Consider the following 23,132-nt stretch of genomic DNA (forward strand, 5'->3'; position numbering starts at 1 on the left):
ATAAAAAAAGGGGCTAAACAGCCCCTTTTTTACTATCTAGCTAATATAACTAGATTAATAAGTTAGCAATTACGCGTCAGTTGGCGCGTCAGCTGCAGGTGCTGCTGATTCCATTGCTTCTTTAATACTTAGACGTACACGGCCTTGGCGATCTACTTCTAGTACTTTAACTTTAACTTCTTGACCTTCAGAAAGGTGATCAGCCACGTTATTAACGCGCTCAGTACTAATTTGAGAAATATGTACTAGACCATCTTTGCCAGGAAGAATGTTTACAAACGCACCGAAGTCTACGATACGTACAACTTTACCTTCGTAGATAGTACCTACTTCAAGTTCAGCTGTTAATTGCTCAATACGGCTAATTGCATTAGCTGCACTTTCGCCATCTGTAGCGGCAATTTTAATTGTACCGTCGTCACCGATTTCAATCGTGGTACCAGTTTCTTCAGTAAGCTGACGAATAGTTGCGCCACCTTTACCAATAACTTCAGCGATTTTCTTCTGTGGGATTTTCATTGTGTATATGCGAGGAGCAAACATTGATAGCTCTTCAGAAGGAGCAGAAATCGCTTCATCCATCACTTCTAAGATATGTAAACGTGCAGCTTTTGCTTGTTTAAGCGCAATTTGCATGATTTCTTGAGTGATACCTTCGATTTTGATATCCATTTGAAGTGCAGTAATACCTGCAGCAGTACCAGCAACTTTAAAGTCCATGTCACCTAAGTGATCTTCATCACCTAAAATGTCAGAAAGAACAACGAATTTATCGTCTTCTTTAACTAGACCCATCGCAATACCGGCAACAGATGCTTTAATTGGTACACCCGCGTTCATAAGTGCTAGAGAAGTACCACAAACAGACGCCATTGAAGAAGAACCGTTTGATTCAGTAATTTCAGATACTACACGGATTGAGTAAGGGAACTCAGTAAGTGTAGGCATTACAGCTGAAATACCACGCTTAGCAAGGTTACCATGGCCGATTTCACGACGCTTAGGAGAACCAACAAAACCAGTTTCACCTACACAGAATGGAGGGAAGTTGTAGTTAAGCATAAAGTGGTTTTTATGAGTACCAGTTAAATCGTCGATTAACTGTGAATCACGTTCTGTACCAAGTGTCGCTGTTACTAACGCTTGAGTTTCACCACGTGTAAAGATAGCAGAACCGTGAGTACGCGGTAATACGCCAGTCATTACGTCTAGTGCACGAATCATATCTGGTTCACGACCATCGATACGTTTTTCGCCAGCAGCGATACGGCCACGAACGATTTTCTTCTCAAGTGAACCGAAGATTTTGCCAATTTCTTGCTTGTCTAAAGACTCGCCTTCAGCAAGTTCAGCTGTTAATACTGCAACAACTTCATCTTTAGCTTCACCAAGAGCTTCTTTACGCGCTACTTTATCAGTGATTAAGTAAGCTGCGCCTACTTTTTCAGCAGCAATAGTTGCTACTTTAGCTTCTAGTGCAACATTTTTCTCAGGTGCAGTCCAATCCCAAGTAGGCTTGCCTGCTTGCGCTTTAAATTCTTCGATTGCAGTAATGATCGCTTGAGATTGCTCATGACCATATACAACAGCGCCAAGCATTACGTCTTCTGCAAGTACGTTAGCTTCTGATTCAACCATAAGCACCGCTTTATCAGTACCGGCTACCACTAAATCAAGTTGGCTTTCTTCAAGCTCTTTTAATGTAGGGTTAAGTACGTATTCGCCGTTGATGTAACCAACACGAGATGCACCAATTGGACCACTGAACGGGATACCAGAGATAGCAAGTGCTGCTGAAGTACCAATCATCGCAACCATATCAGGTTGGATTTCAGGGTTAACAGAAACAACAGTAGCAATAACTTGTACTTCGTTTACAAAGCCGCTTGGGAAAAGTGGACGAATTGGACGGTCAATAAGACGTGCAATAAGAGTTTCGCCATCGTTAGGACGGCCTTCACGCTTTAAGAAACCACCAGGGATACGACCAGCAGCGTACATACGCTCTTGGTAGTTAACTGTTAGTGGGAAAAAGTCTTGACCAGGTTGTGCTTCACGCTTACCAACAACAGTTACTAAAACTGAAGTGTCGCCAATGCTTGCAAGTACAGCGCCGTCTGCTTGACGAGCGATTGCACCAGTTTCTAGAGTCACTGTATGTTGACCTAGTTTGAATTCTTTAATAATTGCTTGCACTTAAAATATTCCTTAAATGTATTCTAATAAGTTGTCATCAAAGTACCAATTACAGTACATAATTGTATTCAGTTGGAAATCAATTAAGTACTACAATTGGCAATGATGTGAATAATTGCAGATAAACCTTTTTACCTACGCGCATAGTATATACCAAAGCTACTTCAAAATGCGAGTCTAGGGTGTGTTGATCTTTGTGGATTGAAATTTGTTCAATCTAGGGGCGATTTAATCACGGCGCGAGATTTGTAACCTAGTGGGCTAAGTAAAAATCGAGCAACAAAGAGTTAATCGCCCCTAGGATGAAACCGCAGGGCAGCGCATGTTTGGCATTTATGCTGCGTTATCGCCTATTTATGGGGGAATAACCACACTACATAGGCGCTGCCTTGCCTAAAGACCAAACATACAGCTGCAAAATTAATCACGAAAGGTCAACACACACTAGCTACTAGATTTAAGCTGGGCTAATGAGCGGGTAAATACAACGATGCTTGATAAGCTATGAAATAGGAGTTTTATAATATAATTCAATAAGTTTATATATTTGTTTTATTTTCAAACACAAATTTTAGGCACAAAAAAAGGAGCTAAAAAGCTCCCATTTCTATAATCTAGTTCTTAACGACGTAGGCCAAGTTCTTTGATTAGTGCAGTATAACTAGTGATATCTTTACCTTTAAGGTAATCAAGTAGTTTACGGCGAGTGCTTACTTTACGAAGCAGACCACGACGTGAGTGGAAGTCATGCTTGTGATCAGCAAAGTGACCTTGAAGCTTGTTGATATCATAAGTAAGTAATGCTACTTGTACTTCTGATGAACCTGTATCGCCTTCTGCACGTGCAAATTTAGCAATGATATCGATTTTTTCTTGATTGCTTAGTGACATAGTAACTCCAAAAATTAAATTTAAAAGGTGTCTTAGCCGATCACTAATTCAGCCAAAACGATTAAGCCGGCGTATTCTACCAACTGTGGGAATAACTACAAGTTAATTATTCCCATCTACAACTAATAAGCCACTGCTGGGCACACTAATTGCTTATTCAGGCTTTACGTAATCATCTTGCTGGCTAGCAAGACCACGTTTAACCTTTAAATGGCCACTTGAGTTGCGCTCGCCAGTACCAATAAACACACCATCCGCAACAACTTTAATTGCCCCCTCAGGTAAAGCTTCAGGTAACTCGACTGCTTGCCCATGACTAAATACTTTGCCCTGCTCTTTCGAAATTTCAATAACAGGTAAATCAGTTAAAGCAGTGTCTATAGGTAATAACAACGAGTCTAAATAAGTAGAAGGCGCAAGCTCTTCTGCTTTCGCTTTAGCAAGCAACGCTTCAATTTCATCAAGCGAAACCATTTTATCTGCCGGATACTGACCAACAGCAGTTCTGTGAAGCATTATAACGTGTGCGCCACACCCTAGGTTTTCGCCTAAATCATCAACGATTGTACGAATATACGTCCCTTTTGATACATGAGCCGTCATTTGTAATACGTTGTTTTGTTCATCAAATTCGTCAAACGATAAGCTAAACACATTTATTTTTCTGCATTTACGAGGGACTTCAATACCCTCTCGTGCGTATTTATATAATGGTCTACCTTGATACTTAAGTGCTGAGTACATTGATGGATATTGATCTGACTCTCCAACAAAAGCTGCAATTTCTTTTGTTAACTGCTCACGCGTCACATTCACATCTTTCGTGCTTACGATTTCGCCATCAGAATCTGATGTCGTTGTACGCTCACCCAGTTTTGCACGAACAATATAGGTTTTATCTGTATCGAGTAAAAACTGCGTAAACTTAGTCGCCTCACCAAAACAAATTGGCAGCATACCTGTAGCAAGCGGGTCTAAAGCCCCAGTGTGGCCAGCTTTTTGTGCAAAATAAACACCTTTCGCTTGCTGCAGAGCTTTATTTGATGAAATGCCTTGCGGTTTGTTTAACAACAAAATACCGTCAACTGCACGGCCTTTACTGCGCTTTGCCATCTGTATCAGTGCCTTCTTCGCTATCTGTATCTTCTACGTGCTTAGTACTTTGTTCACTATCTGAAATATCAGCATCAACACTTTCTACATCTTCATCGACATGCTTTGCGTTATCTTCGCGGATAATAGAATCCACTAAATTAGAAATACGCATACCTTCCATCAGTGAATTATCAACTACAAACTTTAACTCAGGCATTATACGAGCACGAATACGCTTACCAAGTAACGAGCGAATATAACCCGTTGCTTCATTAAGTACTTTAGCGCTTTGCTTAGCTGCATCTTCATCTTGTGTGTTAAACACAGTGATGAAAATTTTGGCATAAGATAAATCACGCGATACTTCTACCGCTGACACTGTCACCATACCTAAGCGTGGATCTTTAATTTCGCGTTGTAAAATTACAGCAATTTCTTTTTGGATTTGCTGTGCAACACGATCAGTGCGAGAAAATTCTCTCATTGCATTTGTCCTAAAATCATAACTTATTGAAATTTAATAATAAGCTAATTAAATAATGGATACACAAATGGGGGCTAAGCCCCCATTTATTAGTTTAGCGAGCTAACAATTAAAGAGTACGTTGTACTTCAACTGTTTCAAATACTTCGATTTGGTCACCAACACGTACGTCATTGTAGTTCTTAACGCCGATACCACATTCCATGCCGTTACGAACATCAGCAACATCGTCTTTGAAGCGACGAAGTGACTCAAGTTCACCTTCATAGATAACCACGTTTTCACGTAGTACACGGATTGGAGCGCTACGTTTAATAACACCTTCAGTAACCATACAACCAGCAATTGCGCCAATTTTTGGAGACTTGAATACGTCACGAACTTGCGCAAGACCAATGATTTCTTGTTTAAACTCAGGTGCTAGCATGCCTGACATTGCTTGCTTAACTTCTTCGATTAAGGCATAAATTACGCTGTAATAACGAAGGTCTAAGTTTTCAGTATCAATCACTTTACGAGCAGATGCATCAGCACGAACGTTAAAGCCAACTACAATTGCGTTAGACGCTGCAGCTAGTGTCGCATCAGTCTCAGTAATACCACCAACACCAGAGCCTACAATCTTCACTTTCACTTCATCAGTAGAAAGTTTAGTTAGTGAATCAGAGATTGCTTCGATAGAACCTTGAACGTCTGCTTTAAGTACCACGTTAACTTCAGAAACATCACCTTCAGTCATGTTAGTAAACATGTTTTCAAGCTTAGCTTTTTGTTGACGTGCTAGTTTAACATCGCGGAACTTACCTTGACGGTATAAAGCAACTTCACGCGCTTTACGCTCATCTTTAACTACAGTTGCTTCGTCGCCCGCAGCTGGAATACCAGAAAGACCTAAAATCTCGACTGGAATCGATGGACCTGCCGACTTGATGTCTTTACCGTTTTCATCGCGCATTGCACGAACACGGCCATACTCAAGACCACATAATACAATGTCACCTTGGTTAAGCGTACCAGATTGAACAAGTACTGATGCAACTGGACCACGGCCTTTATCAAGACGAGATTCAATAACAACACCTGCAGCCATACCTTCGGTAGGGGCAGAAAGCTCTAAAAGCTCAGATTGCATAAGTACGGCTTCAAGAAGGTCATCAATACCTAGACCAGTTTTAGCTGAGATATGAACGTACTGCGTATCGCCGCCCCATTCTTCAGGGATAACGTCTAGCTGAGCTAGTTCGTTTTTAACGCGATCTGGATCTGCGCCTTCTTTATCCATTTTGTTTACAGCAATGATTAAAGGAACGCCAGCTGCACGTGCGTGCTGTACCGCTTCTTTAGTTTGTGGCATAACACCATCATCTGCTGCAACCACTAAGATTACGATATCTGTCGCTTTAGCACCACGAGCACGCATTGATGTAAATGCAGCATGTCCTGGAGTATCTAAGAAGGTAATCATATTGCCGTTTACATCAACATGGTATGCACCGATATGCTGTGTAATACCACCGGCTTCGCCAGAAGCAACCTTCGCAGAACGAATGTAATCTAGAGTCGATGTTTTACCATGGTCAACGTGACCCATTACAGTTACTACTGGAGCACGAGGCTCTGACTTACCATCTTCATGGCGGTCGTTAAGTACTGTTTGCTCTAATTCGTTTTCTTTAACAATGATAACCTTGTGACCCATTTCTTCTGCAACTAGTTGTGCAGCTTCTTGGTCGATCACTTGGTTAATAGTAACCATGTCACCCATTTTCATCATTGTTTTAACAACTTCAGCGCCTTTAACAGCCATGCGTGATGCAAGCTCAGCTACTGTAATTGTTTCGCTAATACGCACTTCATTTTTAACATCAACAGTTGGTTTTTGGAAACCATGCTGCAGCGATGCTGGTGCTTTTAATTTAGACTTGTTACGGCCTCTTGACGCTGCAAATTTATCTTTTGCTGGCGCTTTTTTCTTTTTCTTAGCACGGCGAGTGCCTTGCTCATCACGAGCATCGGCAACATCTTCTGCTTCACGTGCATAAGTCGAAGTCGTAAGATGGTGATCCGCTGTTTCTTCGCGTTTCTTACGTTCTTCTTCTTCTTTCTTCCAGCGTGCTGAATTCTCTTCAGCTAGCTTTCTTGCCTCTTCTGCTTGACGTTTCGCTTCTTCTTCAGCTTTCTTCAATGCGGCCTCTTCTGCTTCTTTTTGCAGACGCTCAGCTTCTATGCGATCTTTCTCAGACTTAGCACTTTGCTCTGGGGTCATCTGCTTTTGTTTCGCTTTACGCTCTGCATCAGCTTTGCGTTTAGCTTCTTCTTTGGCTTTACGGTCAGCTTCTTCTTTCGCTTTACGTTCTGCCTCTTGTTTCGCTTTTAATTCTGCGGCTTCTTGTTCAGCTTTTTGTTGCTGTTCAAGACGGGCTTTTTCTTCAGCGGCTAAGCGTGCTTGCTCTTGTTCTTGTTCCATTGCGCTTTTCTTCACGTAGGTACGTGTTTTGCGAACTTCAACTTGAACATCTTTAGCTTTACCCGTAGAACCAGTCACACTTAATGTGCTTTTGCTCTTACGTTGTAAAGTCATACGCGCTGGGCCATCTGAACCTGTACCACCATGATGCTTGCTTAAATGATCAAGTAACGTTGCTTTTTCAGCTTCTGTTACGTTATCAGTTGCTTGCTTAGTGATACCTGCTTGTGAAAACTGCTGTAGCAATTTATCAACAGTTGTACCTATATCGCCGGCTAGTTTTTCAACATTTACTTCTGCCATAGTGTGTAATACCTCCGTTAATAAATTACTCGTCTGCAAACCAACAAATGTTTCGTGCAGCCATAATCAGTTCACCCGCTTTTTCAGATGAAAGTTCTGTGATATCAACTAATTCGTCAATACCTTGCTCTGCCAAGTCTTCAAGTGTAACAACACCTTTGCTTGCCATAACAAATGCTAAGTGACGCTCTAAGCCTTCAAGCGCAAGTAAGTCTTCAGCTGGCTCTGCGCCATCTAAGCTTTCTTCCGTTTTAAGTGCTTTAGTTGTCAATGCATCTTTTGCGCGTGAACGCAATAAATCTACAGTCTCTTCATCAAGACCATCAATTTCTAAAAATTCAGACGCAGGTACATACGCCACTTCTTCAAGTGTCGAGAAACCTTCGTTAATAAGTAATGATGCAAACTCATCATCTATATCTAAATTTTCAGTGAATAAGTTAAGTAACTTATCAGATTCAGCTTCATTTTTAGTACGCATGTCTTCAACAGTCATTACGTTTAGTTCCCAGCCAGTTAATTGGCTTGCTAAACGAACATTCTGACCATTACGACCAATTGCTTGCGCTAGGTTATCGGCTTCTACAGCGATATCCATTGAGTGAGTGTCTTCATCCATTACGATTGAAGCAACTTCTGCTGGCGCCATTGCATTGATAACAAATTGTGCTGGGTTGTCATCGTAAAGTACGATATCAACACGTTCGCCACCAAGCTCAGACGATACAGCTTGAACTCGTGCGCCACGCATACCAACACATGCACCGATTGGATCAATGCGTTTGTCGTTAGATTTAACAGCAATTTTAGCGCGTGAACCTGGATCACGTGCAGCTGCACGTAACTCAATCATCTCTTCGCCAATTTCTGGCACCTCAATGCGGAATAATTCCATTAGCATTTCAGGTTTAGAGCGCGTTACAAATAATTGTGCACCGCGTGCTTCAGGTTTAACTTCATATAAAAGACCACGGATTCGATCACCCGGGCGGAAGTTTTCACGTGGCAACATGTCATCACGGTAAATTACCGCTTCTGCGTTGTTACCTAAATCAAGTACGATTGCATCGCGAGTTGCTTTTTTAACAACACCCGTTACCAGCTCGCCTTCTTGATCTTTGTATGCTTCAACAACTAAAGCGCGCTCAGCTTCACGTACTTTTTGTACGATAACTTGCTTAGCCATTTGTGTTGTAATACGGTCAAATTTGATTGAGTCGATTTGTTCTTCAACATAATCACCCATTTGCAAATCAGGTTCTTCAACCTGTGCTGCTTCTAGAGTGATTTCGCTGTATGGGTTCTCTAATGAACCATCTTCTAATACAGCGGCAATTTGCCAGCGACGGAACGTATCGTAATCACCGGTTTTACGGTCAATTGCTACACGTACTTCAATTTCGCCATCGTGTTTTTTCTTTGTCGCTGTCGCTAGAGCGAACTCTAGAGCTTCAAAAATCTTTTCTTTTGGAACCGCTTTCTCATTGGAAACGGCTTCAGCAACCAATAATATCTCTTTTGCCATGGGTAATGCCTCGCTTGCCCTATTCCTTCGCACTCGAATTTAAAACTTCGCGATTAAATTCGCACGTTCGATGTTACTAAGCATGATCAGATGCTCTGCACCATCGCTAGATAGTGTGATCATATCGCTGCTAACTGCTACTAAGTCGCCTTTAAAATTACGACGACCATCCTGTGGAAGTTTAGTACGCACGCGTACTTCCTCTCCTTGCGCCTGCTCGTAGTGATCTTGTTTGAATAATAGACGATCAACACCAGGAGACGATACTTCCAAATCATATTCATTTGTAATTGGGTCTTCGACGTCTAAAATCGCACTAATTTGGCGACTGGCATCCGCACAGTTATCAACTGAGATCCCATCCTCATGAGCAATATATACTCTTAAGGTAGAATGGCGACCCGCTTGTACAAATTCAAGACCATGCAACTCAAAGCCTAACATTTCTACCGCAGGCGTTAACATGGTTACTAAATCTTGTTCAAGTTTTGTCACGAAAATCCTCCATACAAACAAAAAAAGGGCTTATAGCCCTAAAATACTGAGTTTAAATTTTAATTTGATAGCAATTGCCACAAATCGTAAGGTGCAGATACAACAACGCCCCGAACCAAGCGGGGCGTCACACCAATAAAGCATAAAACTGTGTGGCCGAGGGCCAAGCTTGGTTGCGAGTCAGTAAACTGACCTAATTAAACTACATAGCCTAAAACGCAAAACGCGCATTACTTAGAATGCGCGATATAAATTAGTAAGGTAATACCTACTAGTAGAATTGGTTGCGGGAGCCGGATTTGAACCGACGACCTTCGGGTTATGAGCCCGACGAGCTACCAGACTGCTCCATCCCGCGCCAATAGATATCAAACCTTAAATTTAATATCGCTGTTAGCTGTTATACAACACGCTAAACAATGGCCGCTATTATAAGGATGTACAGGATAATTAGCAACTATAATACGCAATTAGTTTATAAAATTTGCAATTCGTCAAGATGCTAATTTAATGTATATGTAAGTAACATAAGTAATCAGCCAACTTTATAAAATTCCCATACTTGAGTCATAAAATGTAGTAGCTTATTATTTCAGGATAAAAATCAGATAAACTGAAGTTTAATAACTCTTAAAATACGTTTTAAAGGCTCACTAATTACCAGAAAGTAAATAGATATAACAAAAAGCCATACTTTCACACTAAAAAAACGTGCAGAATTTGAACTGCCCGCTATAATCAACATTATTCCTACTTGATAATAATAGTTATTACTCACTGCAACGAGATAAAAATGAATCAACAACAATCAGCATTATTAAATAACTTAACAATTATTAAGCCTAACTTTCATGCGTTTACTGCTAAGTTTCATAGTAAATTAGCCCAATCTAGTATTGAGATGAATTACCCGACGGCCTTACAGTTTAACGAAAAGAGCTTTACCCTCTTTTGCGTATTAGAACGAATTGTTAAGCATTTAGATAAACCAGCATCGGTAGCTCCTTTTTTAGCTCACCATTTAATGTATCTAAAAAAAAGCGGCGCTTCACACAGTGACATTGCCCTTTTATCTAACGCTTTTTACGAAACCCTTGAAGAGCACCTTGGTAAACATTTTAATACTGAGAGTCAGCTCGCTTGGAAAAAAGCGCTTAGGTACTTTGAAAGCTTTGCAAGCAATGTTCTTTTCAACGTTACCAATGTGGTTTCGTTACAACAAAGAATGCAGCAAAAGCAAAGTAATAAAATTTAGATATTCAATTGGGGGGAGACTTAATTTACTTAATCTCCCCTTAATCAGGAACGCCTTGATATGCGGTTAAACTTTTTTGCCCTATTGCTAACAGCACAATGTATTGCGTTATTTACCGCCTCTATTCGTTTTACTAATCTATTATTAAACTCAAGAAACAAATAATCCCCAGCATTAAAAACAGCAAACTATTGTCGTTATGCACTTAATTACTCCTATTTGCTTGTTGTAAAATATTAAAACGATCGTTTAATTAACTATGCCCGTATAAAAAAATTTGGCTTTACTATGACCCATCATAAAACACTTAGATTAATACTAGGCGATCAGCTAAACCCATCTCATTCATGGTATAAACAAAAAGACGACGACACGCTTTATCTCATCGCAGAATTAAAACAAGAAACCGACTACGTTAAGCATCACATTCAAAAACTGTGTGCTTTTTTTAATGCTATGGAAAACTTTGCAACTGCATTAAAAACGGCAGGTTTTAATGTTTTGCATTTGACACTTGACGATACCGCTGACGACAAAGACTTAATTGAATTACTCAAGCGAATTGCCGATAAATACCAATGCGAAACTATTGAATATCAATATCCTGATGAGTTTAGGCTTAAGTCTCAATTAGCTAAGTTTAAAAGTGATGGCTCATTTGATGTAATTGCCACAGATACTGAACATTTTTTATTACCGTTCACCGATATAAAAACACGCTTTACAAAAAACAAGCATGTGACAATGGAGCACTTCTATCGTGCTATGCGTAAGCAGTTTAATATATTAGTTGATGATACTAAGCCAACCGGTGGCAAATGGAATTTTGACAGTAATAATCGTAATAAATTTTCCAAAGCTGACTTAGCGTGTATACCAAAACCTAAGCTATACAATAATGATGTTAAGAGCATCATTTCTCGCTTAAATAAGCACAAAATCGTTTACTTTGGCGAAATAGCCGATCAGAGACTAGAGTGGCCAACAACGCGTAAACAAGCTATTGAATCTCTCGAATACTTTTGCGAGCATTTACTTAGTTGCTTTGGTCACTTTCAAGATGCGATGACAGATCAAAGTAAAAATAATACCAGCTTGTACCATAGCCGATTATCGTTTGCCCTAAACGCAAAAATACTCCACCCGTTATATGTAATCAAACGTGTAATAAGAGAATACGAACAAAGACCAAGTGAAATATCCCTCTCCCAAGTAGAGGGCTTTACTAGGCAAATATTAGGTTGGAGAGAATATGTACGTGCCATTTATTGGATTAACATGCCCGACTACGCTGTTAAAAATCAACTACAAGCCAAAAACACACTACCATCTTATTTTTGGAACAGCTCAACAAAAATGAATTGCCTAAGCCACTCATTAAAACAAAGCCTTGAAACCGCTTATGCCCACCATATTCAACGCCTAATGGTTATTGGAAACTTTTGCATGCTTACAGGAATAAACCCTGATGACGTAGATAACTGGTACCTAGGTGTTTATATCGATGCCATAGAGTGGGTAGAGATGCCCAACACCCGAGGAATGAGCCAGTTTGCCGATGATGGAATAATTGCGACTAAACCTTATGCTGCAAGCGGTAACTACATTAATAAGATGAGCGATTACTGCAAAAGCTGTCAGTACGATGTTAAACAAAAAGTAGGTGATAAAGCTTGCCCGCTAAATAGCCTGTACTGGCATTTCATGAATAAACACAGAGACAGGCTAGAAAAGAACCCACGTATTGGTATGGTATATAAAAACTGGGATAAACAAGAAAAAACACTCCAAGAACAAACGCTGCAACAAGCAACCTACTACCTTAATAATTTAGAAGCGCTGTAAACAAAAAAGCCGCCTCGAATGAGGCGGCTAAGTAATCAGGGGAACATGTACTTTAGAAGATTATTTACCTTCTATTAGATTGCTATTACCAATTTCAATTTTACGTGGTTTTAGCGCTTCAGGGATTTCACGTTCTAAGTCAATACTTAGTAAGCCATTGGCTAAATCTGCGCCAAGTACTTTTACATGATCTCCTAACTGGAATTTACGTTCAAAGTTACGCTCAGCAATACCTTGATGAATAAATTTACGCTCTGCGTTTTCATCTTTATTTGCTTTAGTACCTGTAACTTTTAATGTGTTATTTTCTGACTCAATGGTTAATTCGTTATCGCTAAAACCGGCAACGGCCATAGTGATTCTGTATTTGTCTTTATCGAGTGCTTCTATGTTGTAAGGAGGAAAACTTGGCTGCTTATCTGTATTAGCTGCCGCATCCATAAGTGATGCTAAATGTTCGAAGCCGATAAATGAACGATAAAGTGGTGATAAGTCTACTGTACGCATAATAATATCCTCATATTTAAGCGATATTTTGCATGTGCTTTTCTATTGAACAAGCTCAAGCAAAGTTTAATTAATAATATAAATTTCAATTATTTAAGTTTAATTTAGGACCCATCAGGCGTCCTACTTAACTATATATGGACGGTAAAATTGTTTTCAAGAGATTAATTTTAAAAAAATTAAAAATAAATAAAAAAAGGCACTAAAAAGTGCCTTTTGAAACCATGAAAATGAATGTTATTTAATAAATGTGCCTCGGATTGGGTAGTCGTTTTCTCTAGAAAACTTAATTCCACCTAGCAGTTGCTCTAAATCAGGACGAACAAATGGGCTGTTTGATATATCGACCATTTGAAGCTGATTTTTTTCATTAAGTACAAAAATGCCTGGCTCAGCAAATGGATGATCAGTTTCTGCATCACTGCGAGGCTCGCTAATATGTAGCCCTAAATCGGTCATTTGTTCGATTGTTAAACCATAGTAAATTGGGAAGTTAATATCTATTTTTTCAAGATGTTTATTAAGCTGCTCATGGCTATCACCACTTACTGCAACCACTTCAACACCAGCATCTTTAAAGTCTTTATGAACTTTAGCAAGTTCGTTAAGTTGCGCAGTACATTTAGGGCAATGCTGACCTCGATAAACAACAATCATTTTCCAGGGAGAGTCACTTACTCTATCAACTAAATCTACCTTGTTCTCATCAACATCACTCACAACTAGTGATGGCATAATATCCGCAGGTTTTAAACTAGTGTTACTCATTGCGATCTCCTTTTACTGTTTCAGATTAAAAATTAATTTGCTCTTACCCATAGAGCTTAGGGTAACTTTTATTAATTCAACCTGAAAAGTGTAATTAAAAATCGATTATAACTTTAAGACCATCCCTTTATTTTTCTATAAATGGTAGATGCACTAACCCCTAGATAAGCAGCAGCAAGAGGAATATTGTCTTCACAGCTTTTAATTGCATTTTCAATCGCCCTTTTTTCAACTTGCCACAAAGGTTCTATATCGTGAACAGACATAGGCGATAATTGAACACTCTGCTCGTTTGTATTGTGAACTGACTTAGCGGATATCGAGTGCTTCACAGCGCCTAACCCAAATGAGCTTGGTAGCATGTCTTTTTCAATTACATCGCCATCATTAATAACGACGGTGTTTTCAATTACATTTTGTAGTTCGCGAATATTTCCTGGCCAATCGTAATTACAAAAAAGCGCCTTAACTTCATCAGAAAAACCAGTGAAATGCTTTGCATTACTATCGCTTTTTTGTTTCAAAATATACTCAGCAAGCAGTAATATATCGCCTCCGCGTTCTCTTAAAGGGGGGAGCTTTACGGGGATAACATTTAAACGGTAATATAAATCTTCTCTAAAACGCCCTTCTGCTACCTCTATGATTGGGTTTCTGTTTGTTGCACAGACTAAACGAACATCGCTGTGTAATACTTCACTACTACCCACCTTACTAAAAATGCCTGTTTGTAAAAAGCGTAATAACTTTGCTTGTAAGTTAAGTTCCATTTCACATAATTCATCTAAAAATAAGGTACCGCCGTTGGCCACTTCAACAGCCCCTTTTCGATCGCTTAATGCCCCACTAAACGCACCTTTAACATGACCAAAAAATTCTGATTCAAATAGCTCAGCAGGGATAGCTGCACAGTTTATGGCAATAAATGGTCCTGTATTTCTCGGGCTTGTATCATGAAGGGTTTGTGCGCAAACTTCTTTACCGGTTCCACTTTCACCTGTGATAAATACACACGCTTTACTTCTAGCTGCACTATCAAGTAATCTAAAAACGGTTTTCATTGCCAGAGATTCACCAACAAAATCTTGATTTTTATCCCTGTTTTTAACCAATGGTTGAACTTTAACTTGCTCTTTTGGCGTCAACGCACTTTCTACTGAGCTAATGAGTCGTTGGCTTGTGAAAGGTTTTTCTAAAAAATCAAAACCGCCTAAACGCATTGCTTCCACTGCAATATCAATAGAGCTGTTTGAGGTGATCATGACTACATTAGCAGGATTTTTCTGCTTATTTACAAATTGTAATACCTCAAGCCCACTTATATCTGGCAAGCATACGTCTTGTACTATGACCGCTGGCATTTTTTCTTTAATACCTACTAAAGCAGAGTACCCATCTGTAAAGTGTTTGCATTGGAAACCAGCCTGTTCAAGCTGACTTGCATATAAAGCACCACTGGCAATGCTATCTTCTACAATATAAACAAGACCTTTATCAATTATATCTGACACGGCTTTCTCCTAGATAGCTATACTATTACTCATTATTTGATACGCATCTCGGGTTTTATCCAAGTTGTGTTTAATAACAAGCGCTGCGTGCAAGTTTTCTTGTGTAGTTGACGGTGGCGAATCGTGTAATTGTGTTGCTAACGCAGCTAAAGCAGATGCACCATATAAAGCTGCTGAATTTTTTAAGACATGCATTACTTCTTTAATTTTTATAGTATCTTCACTACTAATTGCCGTATCTAATTGGTTAGCCATAGTAACTAATTCATCAATAAATAATTTAATTAAACGAGCTAACACAGTTGTCCCAACATCCTTTTCGAGTTGAGTTAATACATTTAGATCGGTAATACTTTTATCGACAAACTGCTCTGATATGGGCATAGATAACCTTCGTGTAAGTTAAAACTTCGTACACTAATAAAATGTAAGAGTTGTAGTTTAAGAGTAATTTGTTTTTTGCATTTTGCAAATCAAAATGAATATAAACATTTACAAAGCCCAAGTATCAATACTTTTAGTTAACGTTTGCGGCTTATCTAGCAGGTATCCCTGAGCTATATCGCAACCAAGTTGTTCTAATATTTGTAATTGCTCATTCTCTTCAATACCCTCTGCTACCGTTTGTAAACCCAATCGTTGAGCCATCGCAATAATTGCGCTACATAACGTAAAGTCTTCATTATTAGTTGCAATACCACTTACAAAACTGCGATCAATTTTTAAACCATCAATATCAAATTGACGAAGTAAACCTAAAGAGGCATACCCAGTGCCAAAATCATCAATCCACACCTTTACGCCTTCTTTATGGAAGTTTTCAAACGCCTTAGCTATTTTATCAGGACTATGAATGAGCGCTGTTTCCGTTAATTCGACTTTAATAGCCTGTGGTGGTATTTGGTGCTTTTCTAGCAAAGACATTACTTTTGAAAACACATCACCATCTAAGATTTGTACCGGTGAAATATTTAATGAAACAGCAATATCTGTCATACCAAACTGCCGCATATGTTTTAAATCAGACAAACATTGCTCAAAAATCCAGTCACCTAATTCTAAAATCATTCCCGATTGCTCTACATGAGGGATAAACTCATCAGGGCCAACAATGCCAAAGCGCGGTGATTGGCACCTTACTAGCGACTCAAAGCCGACCAGCTTTCCAGATCCCAATGATACAAGTGGTTGATAAACCATTTTAAAATAATTATTTTGCATTGAATCAGACATGATTCTCTCTAACTCATGCCATCTTGCTAGATTGACTGGTTTTTCCGATTCTAGGTATTTAAACGCACTCATGATTTTGCTCCGGTTTCACTATTAGTGACTTATTATATTAAAGAGCAATTTACAGGCCATTTTAAATACAAAAAAACAGAAATAAAAACCAATATATTCAAGTAGTTAAACTAGAAGATTAAATGGCTTTACTTCTCCCATTTCATTCGCATTTTGCAATTCAGTTTGCAATGCAGCTAAATTGGCAAGTGAGCGCTTAATCGAGCTTATAAAACACAGATAAGCCAGTTAATAGATACTGACCAAAGCTAATATTAGCAATTGTATATGAGAAAAGAGAAAGCTTTGATAAAACCCTGTTTAGGTTAAGCACCATCTAAATTTAAGAGAATATAAATAATTTTATGGGGAGGGATAAAAAATTAAATTGGTGCTAGGAACATAAAAAAACGCAGGCAACTATAAATAGTTACCTGCGTAAAAGTCTCTAGTTTGGAAGAGTGTCGTTATTTTCGTTTTTAGAAGCTGTTACATGTTGTGCATAGTTGGTATTTTGCGAGTCAAACGTATTACTCATCAACTGCGCGTTTTCAACATCAGCCTGTGTAAAAGTAATTGGCTGAATATCTGCCAGCGGTTCAATCGAATCGCTACCTCGTAAAACTGTTATACCTATTACTAAAGTGGCAACAAGCAAAATTGACAAAACCATAATTTCAGGTGTTAGTACCCAATTGTTACCTTTAGGCTGTTGTTTGGCTTTTGTGTTTGTTTGCATATTGCACCCCTTAAAAATTTAACTAAATTCGTCTTGATTTGATAATTAATATATTGCGAAAGTCGTGCCAACCAGATAACAACTTTACAAAAAAGTAAAAACCTTACAAAATCATGTCGTTAAAATAAATTAAAGGTATGATTGAGTATTTAAATAAAGTTCATAACATTTTATTTTTATTTTGAATTGCAATTTGCGAATCAAATTAAAAAAAACACACTAAAAACACTCATTAATTACTAAAAAATAAATTTAACTTACCCCTAAAATACTAGGTTAATTTCTCCGTTTATCAAGTTTTATGCAACACAAACCCACTTTTTATATTGTCTGTTGATTTTGCGGATTAAAATTCGTTCAAACTACAGGCGGTTTAATCGCGGCGCGAGGTTTATAACCTAGCGGGCTCGGTAGCTGCTCCTGCGTTACCCTACTGACTTACATCGATGTAAGACCGAGCAAAGCTTCTGCGTCCCGCACACGCCCCTTACCTACATCCATGTTGGCAACAAAGAGTAAATAGCCCCTGGGAAGATCCCTTTGGGCAGCGCCTGTTTGGCATTAATGCTACGTTATCGCCCATTTATGGAAAATAACCACACTGCATAGGCTCAACTTTGCCTAAATACCAAACACACTGCTACAAACTTAACCCTAAACGTTTAACAAACCCTAGCCTTCATTGCTCAACTCAGCTTTTCCCACACTTGCGCTAAACGAGAGAGCTTTAAATGTTTAGATTCAATAACCTGCTCTGGGGCATATTTATCAAGTAATAAATAAAGTGTCTCACTTACAATTGGCTTAGCTAAATAGTCATTCATCCCCGCGTCTATAAATCGCTCTTTATCACCATGAATCGCATTTGCAGTGAGTGCTATTATGGGGGTGGTTATACCTAACTTTCTGATTGCTTTAGTTGCAGAAATCCCATCGAGTATTGGCATTTGGATATCCATAAAAATAATATCAATTTCATCGTTTTGCGCCTTTATTATTGCCTCTTGACCATCACTAACAATATGCACACGGCAACCTTTTTGTTCTAAAAACTGCCGAATTACAATTTGATTATTCGTATTATCTTCAGCAACCAATACCTTGGTTCCGCTTAACTGAGTTAACCCTAAGGGGCTTTCTAAAGTTTCTTTTTGCTCACGATTGGTAAATATAATATCCAAATGAAACAGCTGCTCTTCTAATAAACTAATTGCCCGTAGTACATGCGATACTTTATAAGGGCCATTTAACCTGAGCTCTCTGTCGTTAATATTTTGTGGTAATAAGCTTTTACCTAGCAAATCTAGGATGAGTAAACACGGTGAATTAAGGGAGTTGTATGTATTTATACGCTCGCGTGTTTGGGCTAACATTTGAGGATCAGTTAGTACAATTGCATCAGGAAAACTATCGTACTTGGGTATATCTGGGCATACTTCGTAATGTTCAAAAGTGATAGAAAACCGAGTGAGCGTATGCTCCAAGGCTGTTTTTAGAATTTCGTGACTTCCTACTATCCATACTTTTGGCTTTTTACTTCGTGCTGCAAACCCTTCTCTTAAAATTGAGTCAGTTGTGTCTATTTGCAGCGGGTAATTAACTATAAACTCGCTTCCTTTATTAAACTCAGAACTAACCGAAATATCTCCACCTACCACATCACAAATTTGCCTACATATCGCAAGCCCTAAGCCACTACCACCATGCTTTCGAGTAATTGAATTATCGGATTGAATAAAAGGCATAAACATACTGTCAATTTTATTTTTTGCAATTCCCATACCCGTGTCTTTTACAGATATATAAAGGTTTAAATTATTACCTTCAATATGAGTGCACTTAACAGTAACCGTTATTACACCATGTTGAGTGAACTTAATCGCATTGGCTAATAAATTTATGACTATTTGTCTTATACGGGCATGATCACCAATTACTTGAGCTGGTACATCAGGATAAAAATCAAAAATAACCTCAAGCCCTTTTTGTAAAGCGCTTTGGGAAATTATATCTATTGCTTCTTCAATACACGTATCAATACTAAATGGCTGATTATTTAGTGTTATGGCTTGTGCTTCAAAACGTGAGTACGTTAATACATCGTCCAATACACTTAATAGCGCGTCAGAACTTGTTTTAATCATTTGTGTATAGCGCATTTGTTCAGAAGTTAAACCGGTATGATGCAAAATATCTGCAGATCCAATCACAGCATTTAATGGCGTGCGAATTTCATGGCTAATATTTGCCATGAATCGGCTTTTTGACTCCGCTAGGGTTTCTGCCTGATGTTTAGCATCAAGTAATATTTGCTCGCTTTCAATACGCTCTTGTATATCCACAAGTGTCGCAGCAATTGATGATAAATCACTTTCGTAGCCACCAACAATTGGAGTAAGTGTAATTTCGACCCAGTTATTTATACCTTGTGCATTAATTAAACGTATATCAAAGCGACGAATGTCACGCTTACCTTGTTTGTAATCAAGTAAAGTGCTACTAATTTTTTCTACATCTTCTTTTGCTATAAACTTAATTATAGGTAAGCCAAGGCTCTCATCTACCCTGCTGTGTAGCACTCGCTGCCATGCTTGATTTATAAATAATAGATTGCCAAATGTATCAAGGCGTAAAACAATATCAGGGATATTATCAACGACAGAGTGATAATTATATTCTATCTCTGCCATTGCTTGTTCGGCTTTAACTCGCTGCGTAATATTAGTTTCTATAGCGATAAAGTGCTTTACTTGGCCTTCATCATCCCGCACTGGGTTTGCATCAATAGCAACCCAATAAATATTACCGTTTTTATCGTAATTTGTAGTTTCAACTTGAAAAGGAAGTCCATTTTTTACGGCATGAGACATGACCTTACGGCTTTTTTCACATGTTTTTGGCCCTTGCAGTAATTGACCAGGACTGGTGCCTATAACCTCATCACAGGTGTAACCTGTAAGTACTTCAAAACTATTGTTAACCCACTCAATTACGCCAAATTTATCTGTAATTATCACTAAGTTATTTGTATGGCTCGCAACAAGCGATAAGCGTTTTACATATTTTTGCTGTTGTGTAAGCAAAAGTTGTGAGTCTTTATGACGTTGAATGTCATAGAGTGAACCTATAAAACCGCTTTTTTCATCATAAACTAGCCTCAACTCAAACCAGTTTAAGAGTCCGTGACTATTTTTTATTTGTATTTCTACACTAGGAGTCTGCTTTCCTTCAAGCAAACAACAACTGTATGCAACAAAATGCATAATATCATCGCAATTCATTAACTTAGTAATATTAGAACCAATTAATGAATCGCTTGAGTAACCTAGTTTCTTCTCCCACGCTTCGTTAATATAGGTAAGATTTAAATGTGTATCACACTCAAAAATACATTCATCTAAAATAGCTAATAGCTTTGCTTGACGTCGATTACTATTGGAGAGCTTTTCAACCAATGCATATTGAATTTGCACTTGTAGTTCATCGTAGTTATCCATGCTCTCTCCAATGCTTAATAAGAGTTTTGCTATCACAAACTCGCGCATAAAGAGGAAAAACCTCTTCACAGTAAAAAGTTTGTTCAAAAGGAGTGCGACTCGATGTGCAGTCACTTAAAATAGTGACGTTAAAACCAAGTTCAACAGCCGTTCGCGCAGTTGAGTCAATACAAATAGAAGTCACCGTACCGGCTAAAATTACATTAGTGACACCATGTTCTTTGAGCTTTTGCGCTAGAGCAGTATGTGTAAAAGCATTTAAACCTCTTTTCCCAGGCACCACTTCTATAACATTGCTAAAAAAATCTAGCTGCTCAATGGTTTGAGCGCCGTACGAACCTGCTTTAAATGCGCCCACATCTGCAATAGCTTTTAATATGCCAATAGGATTTTTAAGCTCACTGTAGTTTTGTGTAAAATGAATGGGTGTATTAACAACTAACGCAAATTGCTCTGCACAGGCGGCCAATAAAGAGAGTGTATTTTCTACCACGCCAGTAATTCTTGACGACTCTTCAACCACGTCATACAAAATACCTTTTGGTGAAAAGTAATCATTTTGAAAACCAATCAAAATAAGCGCTGTTTTAGAAAAGTCATGCATCATTGCCACCTTATTAACCAATTTAAGACGCTAATTGCCAAGGTTTAATAAACTTTTCGAGCACTGCTTTGGTCACTGGTTTTTGTAAATAGTGCGTAATACCTTTTTCAAATAACTCAGCTATCTGCTCATCCCCTGTTAGCCCCGTTAAAATAACTTTGGGTGTATTATTATTAGGGGTATTTTGACGCACCAATTGCTGTGCGACGTCACTGCCAAACATTCCTGGCATGCGCTCATCTAAGAGCAATAAATCAAATGGTTCATTTTGAGCAAGCGTTAAAGCACTAGCGCCATTTTCTGCACATGTTACTAAGCAGCCCAGCATTTCGAGCATCACTTTTGTTGCAATTTGGCTTGGTAAGCTGTCATCCGCCACTAATACAGATAAACGTGTTTGCGTATGAAATGTTGTTAAAATGGTAATGAGATCAGTATCAAAAAATGGCCAACCTAATATTTTTTTAGATAGTTTATTCTCTTGGCTCAGCTCACTGATGTCGCTAATAGTGCATAACTTTATGTGTCTATTTATGCTGTCACCATTTAGTTTATCAGTTAGCGCGTCACCACTAAGGTGACGTAAATCCTCAATCTGTACCGTTTCCTTAAAAGTGCTATTGAATAATTTAAAATTTAAGCCAAAGCGCTCATGGGTATTATCCGATGTTATTAAACAACTTTTAAATAACGCCTCACAATCAGTTAGAACGTCTATATTTTGGCTAATATCAAGTGCCAAACTAACAGACTCTTTTGTTGCTAAAAGCCCATGAAAATCCAGCGTGCTTACTTGCTCAGAATCATCAATCTGGTAATGAAGGCTAACGCCTTGTATATTTGCTTCTAGGTTAAGTAAAAAGCTCTGCTTTACAGATGCTAGCGCTGGAATCAGAAATTCCTCGCATTGCGCAATCATTTGCTCAAGAGGAATTTGCAAACAAACGTAGTTACATTGCAACTTGTTAATTAAAGTAACTGAAAAATTTCGATTTTGGGTTTCACAATATTTACCGATTACCCCTTGGATAATTTCTAAAACGTGACTATTAATATTCATAAAGTATTCTCGTTAACCCAATGTATACCTCTTAATCATCAAGTTATGTGCCACAAATTAATTCTTGTAAACACACTCGCATTCATATACTTAAGTATTAGACAGACAGCGCTTTAGTTTCTCATTCGCATTTTGCAAATCATATTGCTATGCAATATATGATTTATGGTTTTTATTAGAATGGTGCAATCGATTTTTTTTGCTTTAAATAATTTTTCAATCATTTAAACTGATTTTAATCAAATTGAGGAGAAAGCTATGTTAACTGTAATTTTTGGCCGTGAAGGTTGTCCATATTGTGTTCGTGCAAAAGATGTTGCGCAGCAACTATCAAATGAACGTGATGACTTTAAATTTCGCTACATCGATATAATTAAAGAAGGCATTAGTAAAGCCGACCTTGAAAAGTCAGCTGGTAAACCTTGCCCTACCGTTCCACAAATTTTTGTGGATCAAAATCACATCGGTGGATTTACAGAATTTGAAGCTTACGCAAAAGAAAACCTAGGCTTGTACAAATAAGCGTTGTATTAAATATGTTAACCAGTTTAATAAACCCTAAATTAAGCTGGTTAAATTCCGACCAACATCAAACACATAGAAATT

The 23,132-nt window shown here is 38.4% G+C and carries 19 protein-coding genes and 1 tRNA gene; 3 read left to right on the forward strand and 17 right to left on the reverse strand.

Translation table 11 applies throughout. The features are described 5' to 3' along the window. Nucleotides 1-69: 69 nt before the first annotated feature. From pnp to FFU37_RS10140, 8 genes are all read right to left on the reverse strand, one after another. A complete protein-coding gene (gene pnp, locus FFU37_RS10105) occupies nt 70-2,196 on the reverse strand; it encodes a polyribonucleotide nucleotidyltransferase (RefSeq protein ID WP_138489412.1) in 2,127 nt (708 codons plus the stop codon). Nucleotides 2,197-2,817: 621 nt separating this feature from the next. Then, nucleotides 2,818-3,087, reverse strand: a complete 270-nt coding sequence (gene rpsO / locus FFU37_RS10110; RefSeq protein ID WP_002958490.1) for a 30S ribosomal protein S15 — start codon at nt 3,085-3,087, stop codon at nt 2,818-2,820. Nucleotides 3,088-3,240: 153 nt separating this feature from the next. Continuing rightward, nucleotides 3,241-4,200 (reverse strand): tRNA pseudouridine(55) synthase TruB, encoded by a 960-nt coding sequence (gene truB, locus FFU37_RS10115; RefSeq protein ID WP_002958489.1) that lies wholly within the window; start codon nt 4,198-4,200, stop codon nt 3,241-3,243. Beyond that, nucleotides 4,184-4,666 (reverse strand): 30S ribosome-binding factor RbfA, encoded by a 483-nt coding sequence (gene rbfA / locus FFU37_RS10120; protein ID WP_002958487.1) that lies wholly within the window; start codon nt 4,664-4,666, stop codon nt 4,184-4,186. The genes truB and rbfA overlap by 17 nt, the downstream gene beginning before the upstream one ends. Before the next feature lie 109 nt (nt 4,667-4,775). Next, a complete protein-coding gene (gene infB, locus FFU37_RS10125; protein WP_002958484.1) occupies nt 4,776-7,436 on the reverse strand; it encodes a translation initiation factor IF-2 in 2,661 nt (886 codons plus the stop codon). 25 nt (nt 7,437-7,461) lie between these two features. After that, nucleotides 7,462-8,961, reverse strand: a complete 1,500-nt coding sequence (nusA, locus tag FFU37_RS10130) for a transcription termination factor NusA (protein ID WP_002958483.1) — start codon at nt 8,959-8,961, stop codon at nt 7,462-7,464. Nucleotides 8,962-9,000: 39 nt separating this feature from the next. Further along, complete coding sequence (rimP, locus tag FFU37_RS10135) at nt 9,001-9,456, reverse strand: ribosome maturation factor RimP (protein ID WP_002958482.1); 456 nt, start codon at nt 9,454-9,456, stop codon at nt 9,001-9,003. Between the two features lie 281 nt (nt 9,457-9,737). Further along, nucleotides 9,738-9,814: transfer RNA gene (locus tag FFU37_RS10140), tRNA-Met, on the reverse strand. A 435-nt stretch (nt 9,815-10,249) separates the two neighbouring features. Here FFU37_RS10140 and FFU37_RS10145 point away from each other — a divergent pair. Both FFU37_RS10145 and FFU37_RS10150 read left to right on the forward strand, forming a co-directional pair. Continuing rightward, the gene (locus tag FFU37_RS10145) at nt 10,250-10,711 is read left to right on the forward strand and encodes a globin (RefSeq protein WP_138489413.1); all 462 of its coding nucleotides are present in this window, start codon (nt 10,250-10,252) and stop codon (nt 10,709-10,711) included. A gap of 288 nt (nt 10,712-10,999) precedes the next feature. Next, nucleotides 11,000-12,556 (forward strand): cryptochrome/photolyase family protein, encoded by a 1,557-nt coding sequence (locus FFU37_RS10150; RefSeq protein WP_138489414.1) that lies wholly within the window; start codon nt 11,000-11,002, stop codon nt 12,554-12,556. A 60-nt stretch (nt 12,557-12,616) separates the two neighbouring features. On the opposite strand, the gene FFU37_RS10155 is transcribed toward FFU37_RS10150, so the two are convergent. The 9 genes from FFU37_RS10155 to FFU37_RS10195 form a co-directional block, all read right to left on the reverse strand. Beyond that, nucleotides 12,617-13,063: an Hsp20 family protein gene (locus FFU37_RS10155; protein WP_024595972.1), complete on the reverse strand. Its 447-nt coding sequence runs from the start codon at nt 13,061-13,063 to the stop codon at nt 12,617-12,619. A gap of 237 nt (nt 13,064-13,300) precedes the next feature. After that, nucleotides 13,301-13,831, reverse strand: coding sequence for a peroxiredoxin-like family protein (locus tag FFU37_RS10160; RefSeq protein WP_039489283.1), 531 nt, complete (start codon nt 13,829-13,831; stop codon nt 13,301-13,303). Between the two features lie 113 nt (nt 13,832-13,944). Continuing rightward, nucleotides 13,945-15,342: a sigma-54-dependent transcriptional regulator gene (locus tag FFU37_RS10165; RefSeq protein WP_082007326.1), complete on the reverse strand. Its 1,398-nt coding sequence runs from the start codon at nt 15,340-15,342 to the stop codon at nt 13,945-13,947. A 9-nt stretch (nt 15,343-15,351) separates the two neighbouring features. Continuing rightward, a complete protein-coding gene (locus FFU37_RS10170) occupies nt 15,352-15,726 on the reverse strand; it encodes an Hpt domain-containing protein (RefSeq protein WP_138489415.1) in 375 nt (124 codons plus the stop codon). Nucleotides 15,727-15,834: 108 nt separating this feature from the next. Continuing rightward, nucleotides 15,835-16,575 (reverse strand): putative bifunctional diguanylate cyclase/phosphodiesterase, encoded by a 741-nt coding sequence (locus FFU37_RS10175; protein ID WP_039489281.1) that lies wholly within the window; start codon nt 16,573-16,575, stop codon nt 15,835-15,837. 499 nt (nt 16,576-17,074) lie between these two features. Further along, the gene (locus FFU37_RS10180; protein ID WP_039489278.1) at nt 17,075-17,365 is read right to left on the reverse strand and encodes a hypothetical protein; all 291 of its coding nucleotides are present in this window, start codon (nt 17,363-17,365) and stop codon (nt 17,075-17,077) included. Between the two features lie 686 nt (nt 17,366-18,051). Further along, nucleotides 18,052-20,862, reverse strand: coding sequence for a PAS domain-containing hybrid sensor histidine kinase/response regulator (locus FFU37_RS10185; protein WP_138489416.1), 2,811 nt, complete (start codon nt 20,860-20,862; stop codon nt 18,052-18,054). Then, complete coding sequence (locus FFU37_RS10190; protein ID WP_234047852.1) at nt 20,855-21,469, reverse strand: cysteine hydrolase family protein; 615 nt, start codon at nt 21,467-21,469, stop codon at nt 20,855-20,857. The genes FFU37_RS10185 and FFU37_RS10190 overlap by 8 nt, the downstream gene beginning before the upstream one ends. Before the next feature lie 19 nt (nt 21,470-21,488). After that, nucleotides 21,489-22,526: a response regulator gene (locus FFU37_RS10195; RefSeq protein WP_239022700.1), complete on the reverse strand. Its 1,038-nt coding sequence runs from the start codon at nt 22,524-22,526 to the stop codon at nt 21,489-21,491. A 258-nt stretch (nt 22,527-22,784) separates the two neighbouring features. Here FFU37_RS10195 and FFU37_RS10200 point away from each other — a divergent pair, with 258 nt between their 5' ends. Beyond that, a complete protein-coding gene (locus FFU37_RS10200) occupies nt 22,785-23,048 on the forward strand; it encodes a GrxA family glutaredoxin (RefSeq protein WP_024605333.1) in 264 nt (87 codons plus the stop codon). The last annotated feature ends 84 nt before the right edge of the window (nt 23,049-23,132 follow it).

This window comes from Pseudoalteromonas distincta, assembly GCF_005877035.1.
Taxonomy (GTDB): Bacteria; Pseudomonadota; Gammaproteobacteria; order Enterobacterales; family Alteromonadaceae; genus Pseudoalteromonas; species Pseudoalteromonas distincta.